Consider the following 15,038-nt stretch of genomic DNA (forward strand, 5'->3'; position numbering starts at 1 on the left):
CGATGGCCGCGGCGGGGACGGGTGGATCAGGGCGGCCGACGGCGGGGCTTGCCTGCGTGCCCCTCCATCTGTTGCGATGGGAGGACGGCCGCCTGCAGCGGCACACCCCGACGTGAGGATGGTTATGGCCGGCAGCATTGGGCAGGATGGGACGCGGCAGGACCAGTTGCGCCAGGACGAAATCGAACTTGTGGACCGCTGGTGGCGCGCCGCGAACTACCTCTCCGTCGGGCAGATCTATCTCCGTTCCAATCCGCTGCTGCGCGAACCGCTGAAGGCCGAACACACCAAGTCCCGGCTGCTGGGCCACTGGGGCACCACCCCAGGGTTGAACTTCGTCTATGCCCACCTGAACCGCATCATCCGCCGCGACTCCGCCGAGATGCTCTTTGTGGCAGGTCCCGGCCATGGCGGCCCCGCCGTCGTCGCCAATACCTGGCTGGAGGGCACCTACTCCGAGATCTACGGCCACGTGGGCAACGACGGCGACGGCATGGCGGAGCTGTTCCGCCAGTTTTCCTACCCCGGCGGCATCCCCAGCCACGCGGCGCCGGAAAGCCCGGGCTCCATCAGCGAGGGCGGCGAACTCGGGTACTCCCTGGCGCACGCGTACGGCTCGGTCCTCGACAACCCCCAGCTGGTGGCCGCCGTCGTGATCGGCGACGGTGAGGCGGAGACCGGCCCGCTCGCGGCCAGCTGGCACTCGCACAACTTCCTGGACCCCGCCACGGACGGCGCCGTGCTGCCCATCCTGCACCTGAACGGCTACAAGATCGCCAACCCCACCATCCTGGCGCGGATGCCCGAAGCCCAGCTGGAGCAGCTGTTGCGCGGCTATGGGCATGAGCCCTGCTTCGTTACCGTGAAGGACCCCGACAACACGGAGCAGGCGCACCGCGACTTCGCGGACGCGCTGGAACGCTGCATGGCCGGCATCCGCGCCATCCAGGACAGCCGGCGGACGCGCCAGGCAGACGCGGCCGAGACGGACGTCGAAGCGCCCCGCTGGCCCATGATCGTGCTGCGCTCGCCGAAAGGCTGGACCGGGCCGCGGACGGTGGACGGGCTGCAGGTTGAGGGTACCTGGCGCAGCCACCAGGTCCCGCTCTCCGAGGTCCGCACCAACGGGGAGCACCTGAAGCAGCTGGAAGAGTGGCTGCAGTCCTACCGGCCGGAGGAACTGTTCGACGGCGACGGCAGGCTTCGGCCCGACGTCGCCGAGGCCGCGCCCACGGGCGCTTTCCGGATGAGCGCGACGCCGCACGCCAACGGTGGACTGCTGCGGAAGGCGCTGAAGCTGCCGGCCTACCGGGACTACGCCGTCGAGGTCCCGGTGCCGGGGACCGAGCGGGTCAGCCCCATGGTCACGCTGGGCTCGTGGATGCGGGACGTCATCGCGCAGAACATGGAAACGTTCCGGCTGTTTGGCCCCGACGAGACCGCGTCCAACCGGCTGCAGAACGTCTACGAGGTCACCGACAAGGTGTGGCAGTACCGGATTGACGACGCCGACGAGCACCTTGCGCGGTCCGGCCGGGTGATGGAGGTGCTCAGCGAACACCTGTGCCAGGGCTGGCTGGAAGGGTACCTCCTGACCGGCCGGCACGGCGTCTTCAGCTGCTACGAGGCCTTCATCCACATCGTCGACTCCATGTTCAACCAGCACGCCAAGTGGCTGAAGGTGCACCGGCAGCTGCCGTGGCGCCAGCCGGTGGCATCGCTGAACTACCTGCTGTCCTCGCACGTGTGGCAGCAGGACCACAATGGCTTCTCGCACCAGGATCCGGGCTTTATCGACCACGCCGTGAACAAGAAGGCAGAGGTGATCCGGGTGTACCTGCCGGCGGACGCCAACACACTGCTGTGCGTGATGGGCCACTGCCTCGCCTCCACCGACTACGTGAACATCGTTGTCAGCGGAAAGCAGCCCTCACCCACCTGGCTGGGCCCGGCCGACGCCGCCAACCACTGCCGCCGGGGACTGGGGATCTGGGAGTTCGCGGGGTCCGAGGTGCCCGGCGAGGAGCCCGACGTCGTTATGGCCTGCGCAGGTGACGTGCCCACGGTGGAAACCGTCGCGGCAGCCGAACTGCTCCGCGAGGGCGCGCCAGGACTGAAGGTCCGGGTGGTAAACGTGGTGGATCTGATGCGGCTGCAGGATGTGAGCGAGCACCCGCATGGGCTCCCGGCGCGGGACTTCGACGGGATCTTCACCACGGACAAGCCCATCATCTTCGCCTATCACGGCTACCCTGCCCTGATCCATCGGCTGGCCTACCGCCGCTCCAACCAGGACGGGCTGCACGTGCGCGGTTACAAGGAAGAGGGGACCACCACCACGCCGTTCGACATGGCCATGCTGAACGGGATCGACCGGTTCCAGCTGGCCATCGACGCCATCGACCGGGTGCCCGGGCTGGCCGAGAGGCACTCCCTCCTCCGGCAGCACCTCCAGGACCGGCGGATGCGGGCCCGGGAACACACCAGGCTGCACGGGGAGGACCCGGAGGAGATCCGGAACTGGAAGCTCGGCTAGCCCCTCTGGCCGACCAGTCCGTCGAGGCTGCACGAGGGCAGGTGGATCCACCCCTCCGTGAGGGCGGCTGCGGCGTGCGCGGCATCAGGGGGAACGGTAAGCCTGACGGCGGCCGCGCGGGCGGTGAGGGACGCAACGACGGCGTCGAACAGGTCGTCCGAGGCCGCCAGCCTGCCCTCCTGGCCAGCCAGGTCCAGCCAGGGAGCCTGCTCCCGCAGGGTCGCGAGGAGCACGGAAAGCCGTTCGGCTTCGGAAGTTCCCCGCCCCTTGTAGCCGCGGGCGGCCAGTCCCCAGAGCTTGAGTGAAGCGGCCGGATAGACCTCCGCGAGGCGTCCGGACCCGTCCCTGGGCTGTGGCCCGTGGAGCGCCGCGATCTTGGCCTGGATCACCGCGCACCGCATGGCCGGGTGTGCCAGCCGGTCCGCCGAGACGCTGAGGGGAATCAGCCCGGTCCGGCCGGTGACGAACCTGTCCGTGTCACGGTAGGCAAGCAGCCGCCGGCCCTCGATACCGTCGTGCTCGAGCACAGGGCCGGCGTCGAAATTGAGGTGCCCGGTGAGGAACGGGACCAGGGCCTGCGGCCACCCCACCGGGCAATCGATTCCCGTCATGGCGGCGCCGCCAAAGATCTCCACGATCTCCTGGTCGCCCACATCCAGCGCCAGGTGCACCAGCTCGGCGGAATCCTTGCCCCATTCGAGGACGGCCACAGCTGTTTTCCTGGTGGCGGCGGCCAGGTCCACGCCTAAGGTCCGCATGGGGCCCTCACGCCGCCCGGTAGTGCAGTGTTCCCGGGATGGTGCCGCTTTCGCCGAGGCTGTCACCGCGGGCGAAACCAGCCCAGAGCGCCCGCAGCTGGCGACCGGCCGCGTTGACCTCTTCCCAGCCGGCGCCCGCGATCAGGCCCACGCCCTCCCACGTGCTCCGGTTGCCGAAAAGCAGCGGCAGGTCAACGGTGTGGGCAGCGCCGAAGATATTTCCCGGGGCATGCCAGGTCAGGACGTAACGGTGGGCCTTCCCTCCGGCCCGGACGTGGCGCCGTGCGAACTTCCGTGCCGCCCGTCCATAGACCGTCTCGGTGACCACCCAGTCAATGGCGCGGACAGCCGGAGCCCCCACCAAGGGGACGCGGGCCAGTCGACTCAGGTAGGGGCTGCGGGGCAGGAACAGCCGGGCTTCCTCTGAGGTATGCCCGATCAGGACCTCAATGCCGGGGGCGGCGCGGTTCCAGGCGGCTTCAATATCCTTTTCCTCCGGCAGTGGTGTATGGCCGTACTGCGTTCCGAACGGCATGGCGGCCAGCATGCCGAATTTTCGGGCCACCTGCGCCACGTGGTCCTCCCGTTCCACAACGTCCATGGCGGGGGTCTCCTCGTCCACAGCCTCGGCAACGATGCCCATGGCGTGGTTCATTTTGGCCCTGCCGCGGGAGATTCCCAGGGGCGCGCTTTGGATGATGGCCCGCTGGAAGAGGGACGGCGCTTCGGCGGTGGCCATGAGGTGGGCGATCGCATCGCCCCCTGCGGACTGGCCGAAGGCGGTCACCCGGCCGGGGTCGCCGCCGAATGCCGCGATGTTCCGCTGCACCCAGCGGAATGCCTCGAGCTGGTCCAGGAGGCCCAGGTTGCCGGGCCGGCCGGAGCGGGTGGCCAGGAACCCAAACAGCCCCAGGCGGTACGTCACCGAGACAACCACCACCCGGTTCTCGGCCACCAGTGCCGCGGGATCGAAGATGGCGAGGTCGCCCGAACCGGTGGTGTAGGAGCCGCCGTGGATCCAGACCATCACGGGCAGCTGTTCGCCGGGGTCCACATCGGCGGGCATGGTGATGGAGAGGTTCTGGCAGTCCTCGCTCCCCGGCAGCTCCCCGTAGCGGGTGCCCAGGACGTCGTCGAGGAACGGCACCGGCCCCTGCGGGCAGGCAGGCGCGGGGGAGGTGGCGGCAAGCGGTTCGGTCCAGTCAGGTGCCGGGGCGGGAGGCTGGAAACGCCCGGCGGTGGCGTAGGGGATCCCGGTTGCCCGGAGGACGTCCCCGTCCCGCCTGCCTGTGACGGGACCACAGGGCGGATAGAACGAAGGCTCGAAGTTCACCAATCCACAATGTCACACCTCCCTAAAAGTACGACGGCGGGTGCGCGGCTCTTGCAAGCCGGGCACCCGCCGTCGTACGCGGGAAAATCAGTGTGCTGTGGGCACGTAACGCTTGATGGAGGCTTCCAGCTCGGCCTCGGCGGCGGCGCGGTCGCCCCAGCCCTCGGCCTTGACCCACTTGCCGGGCTCCAGGTCCTTGTAGCGGGTAAAGAAGTGCTCGATCTCCTTGATCAGGAAGTCGTTGACGTCGCTGACCTCCTGGATGTGGTCAAAGCGGGCATCCACGGGTACGCAGAGGATTTTGGCGTCCCCGCCGCCGTCGTCCGTCATGTTGAAGACGCCGATGGGGCGGGACTCAACGATGACGCCGGGGTGCAGGTCGAAGTCCTGCAGCAGCACCAGTGCGTCCAGCGGGTCGCCGTCCTCGCCGAGGGTGTTCTCGAAGTATCCGTAGTGCGTGGGGTACTGCATGGAGGTGAAGAGGACGCGGTCCAGGCGGACGCGGCCGGTCTCGTGGTCAACTTCATACTTGACGCGTGATCCCTTGGGGATCTCGATGGTCACGTCATGCTTCATGGAATGCTCCTCGGCAATTGCAGGGGGTTCGCGGCACTTCTGACGGGCAACAAAAAGGACTGTCAGTGCCGCCGACTATTATTGAGGATATAGCGAGAGGCCCTGGAATCAGGAACTTGTGGGGAAATTTCAGGACTTGAGGACCGGCACCAGCATGACCAAAACAATCGGCACGGACCAGCAGCACGGCCGTGTCCGGCAGGCCGCGCGGAGGGCCGTCACCGGCCTGCGGAGCTCGTGGCCGCTGGTCCTCCTTTCGGCCCTCCTGGTTGCCCTCGCCCTCCCCGCTGCCCTCTTGGTGGCCCCCGGGTTCCTGGGTCCCGAAGCCCCTGCCCCCGCTCCGTCCGCGCCCGCGTGGCAGCAGGCACCCGCCACGCTCTCCGCCCGGCAGGGCCTGGCCGCCCTCGACGCGGCGGCAGAGATCCCGTCCCAGCCCGCCGTCACTGCGCAGCTGGATCCGCTGTTGAAGGCCGACGGCGGCGGGACGTTCACCGGGATGGTCCAGGATGCGTGGACCGGCCAGGTCCTGTTTGACCGCGGCGGGTCGGAGGGCCGCGTGCCGGCGTCCAACATGAAGCTGCTCACCGCCGTCGCCGCCCTGCGGTCCCTGGGCCCCGGGCACCGTTTCAGCACAACCGTTGTTGCCGGGCCGGCGCCCGGGCAGGTGGTGCTGGTGGGCGGCGGCGACGTCCTCCTGGGGCCCGGCGACTCCAACCCCGAACGGGCCCTGGGACACGCCGGACTGGCAACCCTGGCTGCCGCCACGGTGGAGGCCCTGACGTCGGACGGCGCGTCCGGGGAGCTCAAGGTCCTGGTGGATGATTCCCTGTTCTCCGGGCCCGCGCTGAATCCGGCCTGGGACAGCGGGGATGTGGCGGCCGGCGAAGTGGCGCCGTTGTTCCCCCTCGCCCTGAATTCGGGCCGCTACGATCCTGCCGTCACCACCGGTCCCCGGCCCCAGGACTCCGCCATAGCTGCCGCCGAGGAGTTTGCCGCCCGGCTGCGGACGGCAGGCGCCGCCGCGGGACTCACTGTAGCCGCCGGCGTCGAACGTTCACCCGCCCCAGCCCGGGCGGCAGGCGGGGAAAGCGAAAAGCCAGTGGTGCTGGCGGAGGTGCAGTCCGCCACCGTGGCCGAGCAAGTGGACGTGATGCTGCAGGACTCGGACAACTATTTGGCGGAAGCACTGGGGCGGCTGACGGCACTGGCGGACGGGCTGCCGGGCAGCAACGACGGCGCCACAGCGGCAGTCCGCGCACAGCTCTCCGCAGCGGGCCTCGCCACCGATGCCATGAAGCTGGTGGATGTCTGTGGATTGGCCATGGGCAACCAGGTCCCGGCTCGGCAGTTCTCAGAGGTGGTGCGGGCCATCACGTCGGGCGCGGACACCAGGCTGCGGGCCGCGCTGGACGGATTCCCGGTGGCAGGCCTCACGGGAACCCTGGACACGCGCTACGGCGGCGGCGCAACGGCGGGCGGTGCCGGCCTGGTGCGGGCCAAGACCGGCACATTGAACACAGTCCTCGCGCTCAGCGGCTATGTGGTTGACGCGGACGGCAGGCTGCTGGTCTTTTCCTTCATCGGCAACGGGCTGACGCCCGGGGCCGCCGGCAACAAGGAAGCGCTGGACCGCGCGGCCACCGCGCTCGCCGGCTGCGGCTGCCGGTGAGGTATTAAGTGCGGCAGATGGAAAAAACGAGTAGCGGCTACTCGTGACCCTGGATTGCGGGCCGCCCTACACTCGACCACACGTGCGGACTCCGGGGTTGGCAACGTAACGAACTTCCGGCGTCGAACCGTCATGAGGGGGTGGGGTTTGGTGTCCATAGCCAACCGAATTACGTGATGGCGCGCCTCGTTCGCTCCAGCCAAACCGCGGCCAGGCCCAGCGTTGTGCCTCGAAGCCGCGCGTTTGGCAGGACACTGCTCCTACAGATGTAAAAACCTCACGCCAAAGGCCACAACGATGTTCCACGCAAATACACGATTATCAGTGTTCGGTTCCGCTTTCACGCTGCTTCTGGCCATGCCGGCCGTAGCCACGTGCGCAGACCCGAAGGCCGGGCAGATGAAGCCCGGATCCACCGGCACTTCGGCGCCGGTTGCGCCTTCCAGCGCACCGCCGGGGCCGCCCACCCTGGCGCCCGCAGCGGTGCCGCCGGCGCCGGAACTGTGCGGGCCGGGGTCTGCCATCAAGTTCGACAAGACGGCCTTCCCGGAGTCGCCCGTCATCGACAACAAGTGGTTTCCGCTCAAGCCGGGGATGAAGTACACCACCACCGGCACGGTGGAAAGTGAAGGTGGAACCACTGAGCGGCGGGTCACGCACACCGTCACTGGCCTGACCAAGGTCATTGACGGCGTGAAGACCCAAGTGATGTGGGACCGCGATTACCAGGATGGCGCGCTGGTGGAATCGGAACTTGCCTTCTTCGCGCAGGATAACGCCGGGACGGTGTGGCTGTTCGGCGAGTATCCCGAGGAGTTTGAAGAGGACAAGTTCATTGGGGCGCCCAATACGTTCATCCACGGCATCTCCGGCAGCCAGGCCGGAATTGCCATGCAGGCGGCGCCCCGGACCCGAACGCCGGCATATGTCCAGGCTCACGCCGCTTCCGTGGGGTTCCTCGATTGCGGGCTTGTTTTCGACGACAATATAGCGCTTTGCGTGCCCAAAGGCTGCTACGGAGACGTGTTGGTGATTGATGAGCACAATCCGTTGGAACCGAATGTAGGCCATCAGCGCAAGTACTACTCAGCCGGAACCGGGCTGGTTAAAGTGACGGCCGAGGGCGGGGTGAACCAGGAAACCTTGGATCTCACCAGAGTTGAACATCTCACGGACGGACAACTGGCGGAAATCAACCAGCAAGCGCTCGAACTCGACCAGCACGGCTACGAGGTCAGCAAGGACGTCTACGCCAACACGGCGCGTGCCGAAATAACGACGACGACGTCGGGACGCAAGAAATAGGATCTGCTGGCCGGACAGGATGCTTCGGGAGGTTCGCCGGTCAGCGAACTTAAGGACTATCCGCAGCATGCTGTGTTCTGATGGGAACCATGGAGCCCACTGCACGCGAGTCGTCATCCCAGACGTTGTCCGCCACGGCACAGTCCCTGATCAACTGGGACCTCGCCGCCTCCACCGCCGCACGCCTGGCCCCCGCCGGGCCCGTGCTCAGCGGGGCCGAAATCGGCGAGGCCGTGGACAGCCTGCGCCGCCTGGCCGATGTGTCCGTTGAACACGTCCACGAAATCACCGGGCTGGAGGCGGCACGCGACCTGCGGGATTCCTCCGTGCTGGTGGTGGACCGGGCGTCCTGGGCAAAAGCAAACACCCAGAGCTTTGCAGTGATGCTCAAGCCCGCCATGGAAAAGATGCTGGAAAACAGGCGTGGCACCCTGAGCCCCGGGGCTGCCAGCGTCAGCGGGGCCATCACCGGAAGCCAGCTCGGCGCGGTCCTGGCGTTTCTGGCGAGCAAGGTCCTGGGACAGTACGATCCCTTCGCGGCGCTCGCGGAAGGCTCCGCCGCCCCTCCCGGCGGCAGGCTCCTCCTCGTCGCCCCGAACATCGTGGCCGTGGAGCGCGAACTCAACGTCGCCCCGGAGGATTTCCGCCTGTGGGTGTGCCTTCACGAGCAGACCCACCGCGTGCAGTTCGCCGCGGCCCCGTGGCTGCGGCACCACATGCTTGAACAGATCGACGAACTCAGCGTGCACCTGCTGGGCAACGTCGACTCCCTGATGGAGCGGGCCACAGCCGCCGCCCGCTCCCTCAAGGACCGCACTGCCTCGGGAAACACTCCCGGGCGCGGTGCCATCCTGGATCTCCTGCAGGACCCGGAGGAAAAGGCGGCCATCTCGCACCTCACGGCCGTGATGAGCCTCCTCGAAGGCCATGCGAACGTGGTGATGGATGCCGTGGACGCGAGCATCATCCCGTCCGTGAAGACGATCCGGCAGCGGTTCAACGACCGCGGCAAGGACCGTGGGGTCATCGAAAAGTTCATCCGCAGCCTCCTTGGGCTGGACGCCAAGATGCGCCAGTACTCGGACGGTGCCCGGTTTGTGCGGGCGGTGGTGGACGCAGCCGGCATGGAGGGCTTCAACAAGGTCTGGGAGTCCGCGGACCACCTGCCCACCGAACCGGAGATCCACGACGCCAAGCTGTGGCTTGAGCGGATGGGACTCTGATTGCCGCGGAGCGAATCTCCCGGGAGCGGCTTCCAGGGCGGACGACGACGGCCGGGCAGGCTGGCGCCCGTCGTCGGCAAAGCGCGGAAAGCGCTCCAGGACGCCTTGGCCCAGGCCGGTTATCCGCGCCACGTCCTGGTTGCCTGCAGCGGCGGACCGGACTCCCTGGCGCTGGCCGCCGTGGCCGCGTACTTTGCCCGGCGCGGCCATGTGGACGGCCACCCGGTGACTGTGGGCGCGGTAGTGGTGGACCACCAGTTGCAGGAAGGGTCCGCCAGCGTGGCAGAGGAAACCGCCCGGGCCCTCCGTGACTTGGGACTCGCCCCGGTGGAGATCCGTGCGGTGACCGTGGCAACGGCCGGCATGGGTCCTGAGGCAGCGGCCCGGGAGGCCAGGCACGAAGCGCTTGAGGCCGCGGCTGCCGGCCAGGGCGCCGGAGCCATCCTGCTGGGGCACACGCTGGACGACCAGGCGGAACAGGTGCTCCTCGGCCTGGCCCGCGGTTCCGGCACACGCTCCCTGGCAGGCATGAGGCCGGAGCGGGGCCTCCTGTTGCGGCCGTTCCTGGGGCTCCGGCGGGCGGACACGGAAGAGATCTGCGAGGTGGAGCAGCTGGAGCCCTGGCATGATCCCACCAACGCGGACCCGGCCTTCGCCAGGTCTCGTACCCGGGTGGAAGTGCTCCCGCACCTGGAAGAAAAACTGGGCCCCGGCGTCGCCGAATCCCTCGCCCGGACCGCATCAATCCTCCAGCTGGACGCCGACTACCTTGAGGACGTGGCAGAAACCACGTTCGCAGCACTCGTTGAACGGGACGGCGCCGAAGTGAGCCTTCCTGAGGAGGCGTTGCGCGCCCTGGCCCCGGCCATCAGGTACCGCGTCATCGCCAAGGCCGCGGCCGACGTCGGCGGGCAGCAGCCCAGCTACCAGCGCCTTTTGGCGGCGGAGGCGCTGCTGCGGCGGCAGGGCTCGGCGGGTCCGGTCGAGCTGCCGGGCGGGGTGAGCGCCTACCGGCTGTCCCTGGCGCAGCTGGAGGCGGCGGGGACCGGCGGGAGTTCCGGGGGCCCGGATAACCCCAACCCCGTTCCCCGCGAAGGGGCCCGCTGTGGGAAGCTAGTATTCCGGCCTCAAAAACCGCCCGCAAAATAGTCGCACCCCGCATCTACACAGGAGCCATTGGTGGATTCAAACGACGTCCAGGCAGACCTCAAGCACGTTCTCTACACCAAGGAACAGATCCAGCAGCGCATCACGGAGCTGGCTGCGCAGATCGACAAGGACTACGAGGGCCGCGAGATCCTCATCGTTGGCGTGCTCAAGGGTGCCGTGATGGTCATGGCGGACCTGGCCCGGGCCCTGCACAGCCACATCTCCATGGACTGGATGGCTGTGTCCTCCTACGGCTCGGGGACCCAGTCCTCCGGAGTGGTGCGGATCCTGAAGGACCTGGACACGGACCTGATGGGCAAGGACGTGCTGATCGTCGAGGACATCATCGATTCCGGCCTCACGCTGTCCTGGCTCAAGACCAACCTGGAATCCCGCGGCACGGCCTCCGTGGAAATCTGCACCGCCTTCCGCAAGCCCACGGCTGCCAAGGTGGAGATCGACGTTAAATACGTCGGCTACGACATCCCCAACGAGTTCGTGGTGGGCTACGGCCTGGACTACGCCGAGAAGTACCGCAACCTGGACTTTGTGGGCACCCTGGCGCCGCACGTCTACGAGTAAGCCCCCGCTGCGCGGGATGGCACCTAACCGCAGTGTTGCAGGCCCGGACTGCCGCCGCATGCCATCCCGCGGACGCTGCCGGTTGCTGCCGCCCGCCCTCGCCCAGCTACGCCCACAGGGAACTTTTGCCGTCCATCATGCGTGATCTACTCCGGACGGTGTATAGCTAGAAGCTGACGCAGCACCATCACGCGCGCAGACTACTCGCCGTGCAGCACTACCAGAAGGGACGGGGCCAGCCCCCGAACAGATGAAAGCTAAGAATTTCTTCAAAGGCCCGGGCATCTGGATCGTCGTCGTGGTCGGTCTGCTCCTGGTGGCCTTTGCAACGCTGGCCCCCGGCGGTGCGGCACGGATCGACACTGACAAGGGCCTGGAACTGCTCTCCGGAAACCAGGTGGAGCAGGCCAAGATCTTCGACGGCGAAAACCGCGTGGACCTGACTTTGAAGGACAACCTGCAGCTTGACGGGCAGGACAAGGGCAAGAGCGTCCAGTTCTTCTTCGTGGACGCCCGTGCGCAGGACGTGGTCAAGGCCGTAACGGACGCCAAGCCGGCCCAGGGCTACACGGACCAGCCCATCGAGAGCAACTGGTTCTCCGGCCTGCTGTCCCTCCTGATTCCCGTCATCCTCCTGGGCGCCCTGTTCTGGTTCCTCATGACCCGCATGCAGGGCGGCGGCTCCAAGATCATGCAGTTCGGCAAGTCCAAGGCCAAGATGGTCAGCAAGGACATGCCGCAGGTGACCTTCGCCGACGTCGCAGGATCCGATGAGGCAGTGGAGGAACTCCAGGAAATCAAGGAATTCCTGCAGGAGCCCGCCAAGTTCCAGGCCGTCGGCGCCAAGATCCCGAAGGGCGTGCTGCTGTACGGCCCTCCCGGTACCGGCAAGACCCTCCTGGCCCGCGCCGTCGCGGGTGAGGCCGGCGTCCCCTTCTTCTCCATCTCCGGCTCGGACTTCGTGGAAATGTTCGTCGGTGTCGGCGCCTCCCGCGTCCGCGACCTCTTCGAGCAGGCCAAAGCCAACTCCCCGGCCATCATCTTCGTGGATGAGATCGACGCCGTTGGCCGCCACCGCGGTGCCGGCATCGGCGGCGGCAACGACGAACGCGAGCAGACCCTCAACCAGCTGCTGGTGGAGATGGACGGCTTCGACGTCAAGACCAACGTCATCCTCATCGCCGCCACCAACCGTCCCGATGTGCTGGACCCCGCGCTGCTCCGCCCGGGACGCTTCGACCGCCAGATCGGCGTGGAAGCGCCGGACCTGATCGGCCGCGACCAGATCCTTCAGGTCCACTCAAAGGGCAAGCCGATGGCGCCCGGCGTGGACCTCAAGGCCGTAGCCAAGAAGACCCCCGGCTACACCGGCGCGGACCTGGCCAACGTCCTGAACGAGGCCGCCCTGCTCACCGCCCGCTCCAACGCGAACCTCATCGACGACCGCGCGCTGGATGAGGCCATTGACCGCGTCATGGCCGGCCCGCAGAAGCGCAGCCGCGTCATGAAGGAGCATGAGCGCAAGATCACCGCCTACCACGAAGGCGGCCACGCCCTCGTCGCAGCCGCGCTCCGGAATTCCGCCCCGGTCACCAAGATCACCATCCTTCCCCGCGGCCGCGCCCTGGGCTACACCATGGTGGTCCCGGACAACGACAAGTACTCCGTGACCCGCAACGAGCTGCTGGACCAGATGGCTTACGCCATGGGCGGCCGCGTGGCCGAGGAGATCGTGTTCCACGATCCGTCCACCGGCGCTTCCAACGACATCGAGAAGGCCACCGGCACCGCGCGCAAGATGGTCACCGAATACGGCATGAGCGAGCGGGTGGGCGCTGTCCGGCTTGGCCAGGGCGGCGGCGAGCCGTTCCTTGGCCGCGACGCCGGGCACGAGCGCAACTACTCGGACCAGATCGCCTACGTGGTGGACGAGGAAGTGCGCCGCCTTATCGACCAGGCCCATGACGAGGCGTACGCCATCCTCACCGAGAACCGGGACGTCCTGGACCGGCTGGCCCTGGAACTGCTGGAACGCGAAACACTGAACCAGGCCGAGATCGCCGACATCTTCAGGGACATCCGCAAGCGCGACTTCCGTGAGGTGTGGCTGTCCAAGGAGAGCCGCCCGGTCCAGATGGCCGGCCCCGTGGAGTCCCGCCAGGAGAGGGCGGAGCGCGAAGCCCAGGAAGAGGCCAAGAAGGCCCGCCTGGACGAGCCGCTGGACGCCCAGCCACCGCACCCGCAGGGTGTTCCGGAGGACGCACCGTTCCAGGGCGGGGTAACGGACGCGGGGCCTGACGCCCTTCGCGGCTAAGCTTTCTTACGTGACCCACTTCGACGACGACGACCTTTCCGCCTCCGCCGGCTACCCGGCGGAGGGCGGCGCCCACCACTCAAAGCACCACAAAGTGGACCGGCCCCGGATCGAGGCAGCCGTCCGCGAGATTCTCCTGGCCATCGGAGAGGACCCGGACCGCGGCGGCCTCGTAGACACCCCCAAGCGGGTGGCCAAGGCCTACGCCGAGGTGTTTGCCGGGCTCCACCATGACCCCGCGGACGTCCTGTCCACCACCTTCGACCTGGACCATGAGGAACTGGTCCTGGTCAAGGACATCCCCTTCTATTCCACGTGCGAGCACCACCTGGTGCCGTTCCACGGCGTGGCCCATGTTGGCTACATTCCGTCGCACGACGGCAAGGTGACGGGGCTCAGCAAGCTGGCCCGGCTCGTGGACATCTACGCCCGCCGCCCGCAGGTGCAGGAACGCCTCACCACGGAGATCGTCGAAGCGATGGTCCGCCACCTCAAGCCGCGTGGCGCCATCGTCGTTGTTGAATGCGAACACATGTGCATGTCCATGCGCGGTATCCGCAAGCCCGGAGCGAAGACCGTCACCAGTGCGGTCCGCGGGCAGCTTCATGACCCGGCCACCCGCGCCGAAGCCATGAGCCTCATCCTCGGAAGGTAATCAACAGACCATGGATTCACTCGCTGCAGCGCCGGGAACCGGCCCGGCAACCTCACCACTGCCCGTCCTGCGCAAACCGCGCCCGGCAGCCCGGTTCGAAGACCTGCCCACCGGCCGCACCCTGGTGATGGGCATCCTGAACGTCACCCCGGACTCCTTCAGCGACGGCGGCAGCCACGCCACGCCGGACACCGCCATCGCGGCTGGGCTCCGGATGTTCTACGCGGGAGCGGACATCATCGACGTCGGGGGCGAATCCACCCGCCCCGGCGCGGAAGACGTCAGCCCGGAGGAAGAACAGCGGCGCGTGGTTCCGGTGATCGAGGCGCTGGTGAAGGCCGGCGCCCTGGTCAGCATCGACACCACCCACGCGTCCACCGCCGCGGCCGCCCTGAAGGCCGGCGCCGCCATCATCAACGACGTCTCCGGGCTCACCATGGAACCGGAAATGGCCGAGCTCGCGGCGGCCTCCAACGCGCCCTACATCCTCACGCACCGCCGCGGCGACGCCCGCACCATGAACTCGCTCGCCGAATACAAGGAGGTGGCGGCCGAAGTGGTGGCCGAGCTCGCCGGGGTGCGGGACAAGCTGTATGCCGCGGGCGTCAGCCAGGAACAGATCATCATCGATCCTGGCCTGGGGTTTGCCAAGAATGACGCCCAGAACTGGGAGCTCCTGCAGAACCTGGACCAGCTGGAAAGCCTGGGCCACCGGATCCTTGTGGGGGCTTCCCGCAAGCGGTTCCTGGGCACCCTGCTCACCGTGGCCGGCAAGTCCGCCGCCCCGGAGGAACGTGACGGGGCCACCGCCGCCATCACTGCCATCAGCGCCTACCGCGGCGCCTGGGCCGTCCGCGTGCACGACGTCGGCCCCAGCCTTGACGCCGTCAAGGTTGCCGCGCGCATGGCCGCGCCGCGCGCCGGCAGCTAGCGCAGCC

The 15,038-nt window shown here is 67.8% G+C and carries 12 protein-coding genes; 9 read left to right on the plus strand and 3 right to left on the minus strand.

All coding sequences use genetic code 11. The features are described from left to right. Positions 1-124 precede the first annotated feature (124 nt). Entirely contained in the window at positions 125-2,536 is a 2,412-nt protein-coding gene (locus KTR40_RS01250) for a phosphoketolase (protein WP_228405037.1), read from the plus strand. Here the strand turns inward: KTR40_RS01250 and KTR40_RS01255 are convergent. From KTR40_RS01255 to KTR40_RS01265, 3 genes are all read right to left on the minus strand, one after another. Continuing rightward, complete coding sequence (locus KTR40_RS01255; protein ID WP_139027474.1) at positions 2,533-3,294, minus strand: DUF429 domain-containing protein; 762 nt, start codon at positions 3,292-3,294, stop codon at positions 2,533-2,535. The two genes, KTR40_RS01250 and KTR40_RS01255, sit on opposite strands and share 4 nt — an antisense overlap. Positions 3,295-3,301: 7 nt before the next feature. After that, entirely contained in the window at positions 3,302-4,627 is a 1,326-nt protein-coding gene (locus KTR40_RS01260; RefSeq protein ID WP_228405038.1) for a carboxylesterase family protein, read from the minus strand. Between the two features lie 87 nt (positions 4,628-4,714). Next, entirely contained in the window at positions 4,715-5,203 is a 489-nt protein-coding gene (locus tag KTR40_RS01265) for an inorganic diphosphatase (RefSeq protein WP_104996439.1), read from the minus strand. Between the two features lie 154 nt (positions 5,204-5,357). On the opposite strand from KTR40_RS01265, the gene dacB reads away from it, so the two are divergent. The 8 genes from dacB (at position 5,358) to folP (ending at position 15,031) form a co-directional block, all read left to right on the plus strand. Beyond that, a complete protein-coding gene (gene dacB / locus KTR40_RS01270) occupies positions 5,358-6,872 on the plus strand; it encodes a D-alanyl-D-alanine carboxypeptidase/D-alanyl-D-alanine-endopeptidase (RefSeq protein WP_228405039.1) in 1,515 nt (504 codons plus the stop codon). A 297-nt stretch (positions 6,873-7,169) separates the two neighbouring features. Continuing rightward, positions 7,170-8,177, plus strand: coding sequence for a hypothetical protein (locus tag KTR40_RS01275; protein WP_228405040.1), 1,008 nt, complete (start codon positions 7,170-7,172; stop codon positions 8,175-8,177). A gap of 89 nt (positions 8,178-8,266) precedes the next feature. Continuing rightward, positions 8,267-9,400 (plus strand): zinc-dependent metalloprotease, encoded by a 1,134-nt coding sequence (locus KTR40_RS01280; RefSeq protein ID WP_139027477.1) that lies wholly within the window; start codon positions 8,267-8,269, stop codon positions 9,398-9,400. A 60-nt stretch (positions 9,401-9,460) separates the two neighbouring features. Further along, entirely contained in the window at positions 9,461-10,549 is a 1,089-nt protein-coding gene (gene tilS, locus KTR40_RS01285) for a tRNA lysidine(34) synthetase TilS (RefSeq protein ID WP_228406216.1), read from the plus strand. Between the two features lie 30 nt (positions 10,550-10,579). Beyond that, positions 10,580-11,131 carry a hypoxanthine phosphoribosyltransferase gene (gene hpt, locus KTR40_RS01290; protein WP_041651844.1) on the plus strand — a complete coding sequence of 184 codons (552 nt, stop codon included), beginning with the start codon at positions 10,580-10,582 and terminating at the stop codon, positions 11,129-11,131. A 250-nt stretch (positions 11,132-11,381) separates the two neighbouring features. Then, entirely contained in the window at positions 11,382-13,445 is a 2,064-nt protein-coding gene (ftsH, locus tag KTR40_RS01295) for an ATP-dependent zinc metalloprotease FtsH (RefSeq protein WP_139027478.1), read from the plus strand. 10 nt (positions 13,446-13,455) lie between these two features. Next, on the plus strand, positions 13,456-14,100 hold the full coding sequence (gene folE, locus KTR40_RS01300; RefSeq protein ID WP_139027479.1) for a GTP cyclohydrolase I FolE: 645 nt from the start codon (positions 13,456-13,458) through the stop codon (positions 14,098-14,100). Positions 14,101-14,110: 10 nt separating this feature from the next. Continuing rightward, positions 14,111-15,031 (plus strand): dihydropteroate synthase, encoded by a 921-nt coding sequence (folP, locus tag KTR40_RS01305; RefSeq protein ID WP_228405041.1) that lies wholly within the window; start codon positions 14,111-14,113, stop codon positions 15,029-15,031. The last annotated feature ends 7 nt before the right edge of the window (positions 15,032-15,038 follow it).

The organism is Pseudarthrobacter sp. L1SW (assembly GCF_020809045.1).
GTDB lineage: Bacteria > Actinomycetota > Actinomycetes > Actinomycetales > Micrococcaceae > Arthrobacter.

Bases quoted from the DNA above. Each gene is read 5' to 3' on its own strand.
- KTR40_RS01250 (WP_228405037.1), top strand. From the start codon at position 125: ATGGCCGGCAGCATTGGGCAGGATGGGACGCGGCAGGACCAGTTGCGC.
- KTR40_RS01255 (WP_139027474.1), bottom strand. From the start codon at position 3,294: ATGCGGACCTTAGGCGTGGACCTGGCCGCCGCCACCAGGAAAACAGCT.
- KTR40_RS01265 (WP_104996439.1), bottom strand. From the start codon at position 5,203: ATGAAGCATGACGTGACCATCGAGATCCCCAAGGGATCACGCGTCAAG.
- dacB (WP_228405039.1), top strand. From the start codon at position 5,358: ATGACCAAAACAATCGGCACGGACCAGCAGCACGGCCGTGTCCGGCAG.
- KTR40_RS01275 (WP_228405040.1), top strand. From the start codon at position 7,170: ATGTTCCACGCAAATACACGATTATCAGTGTTCGGTTCCGCTTTCACG.
- KTR40_RS01280 (WP_139027477.1), top strand. From the start codon at position 8,267: ATGGAGCCCACTGCACGCGAGTCGTCATCCCAGACGTTGTCCGCCACG.
- ftsH (WP_139027478.1), top strand. From the start codon at position 11,382: ATGAAAGCTAAGAATTTCTTCAAAGGCCCGGGCATCTGGATCGTCGTC.
- folP (WP_228405041.1), top strand. From the start codon at position 14,111: ATGGATTCACTCGCTGCAGCGCCGGGAACCGGCCCGGCAACCTCACCA.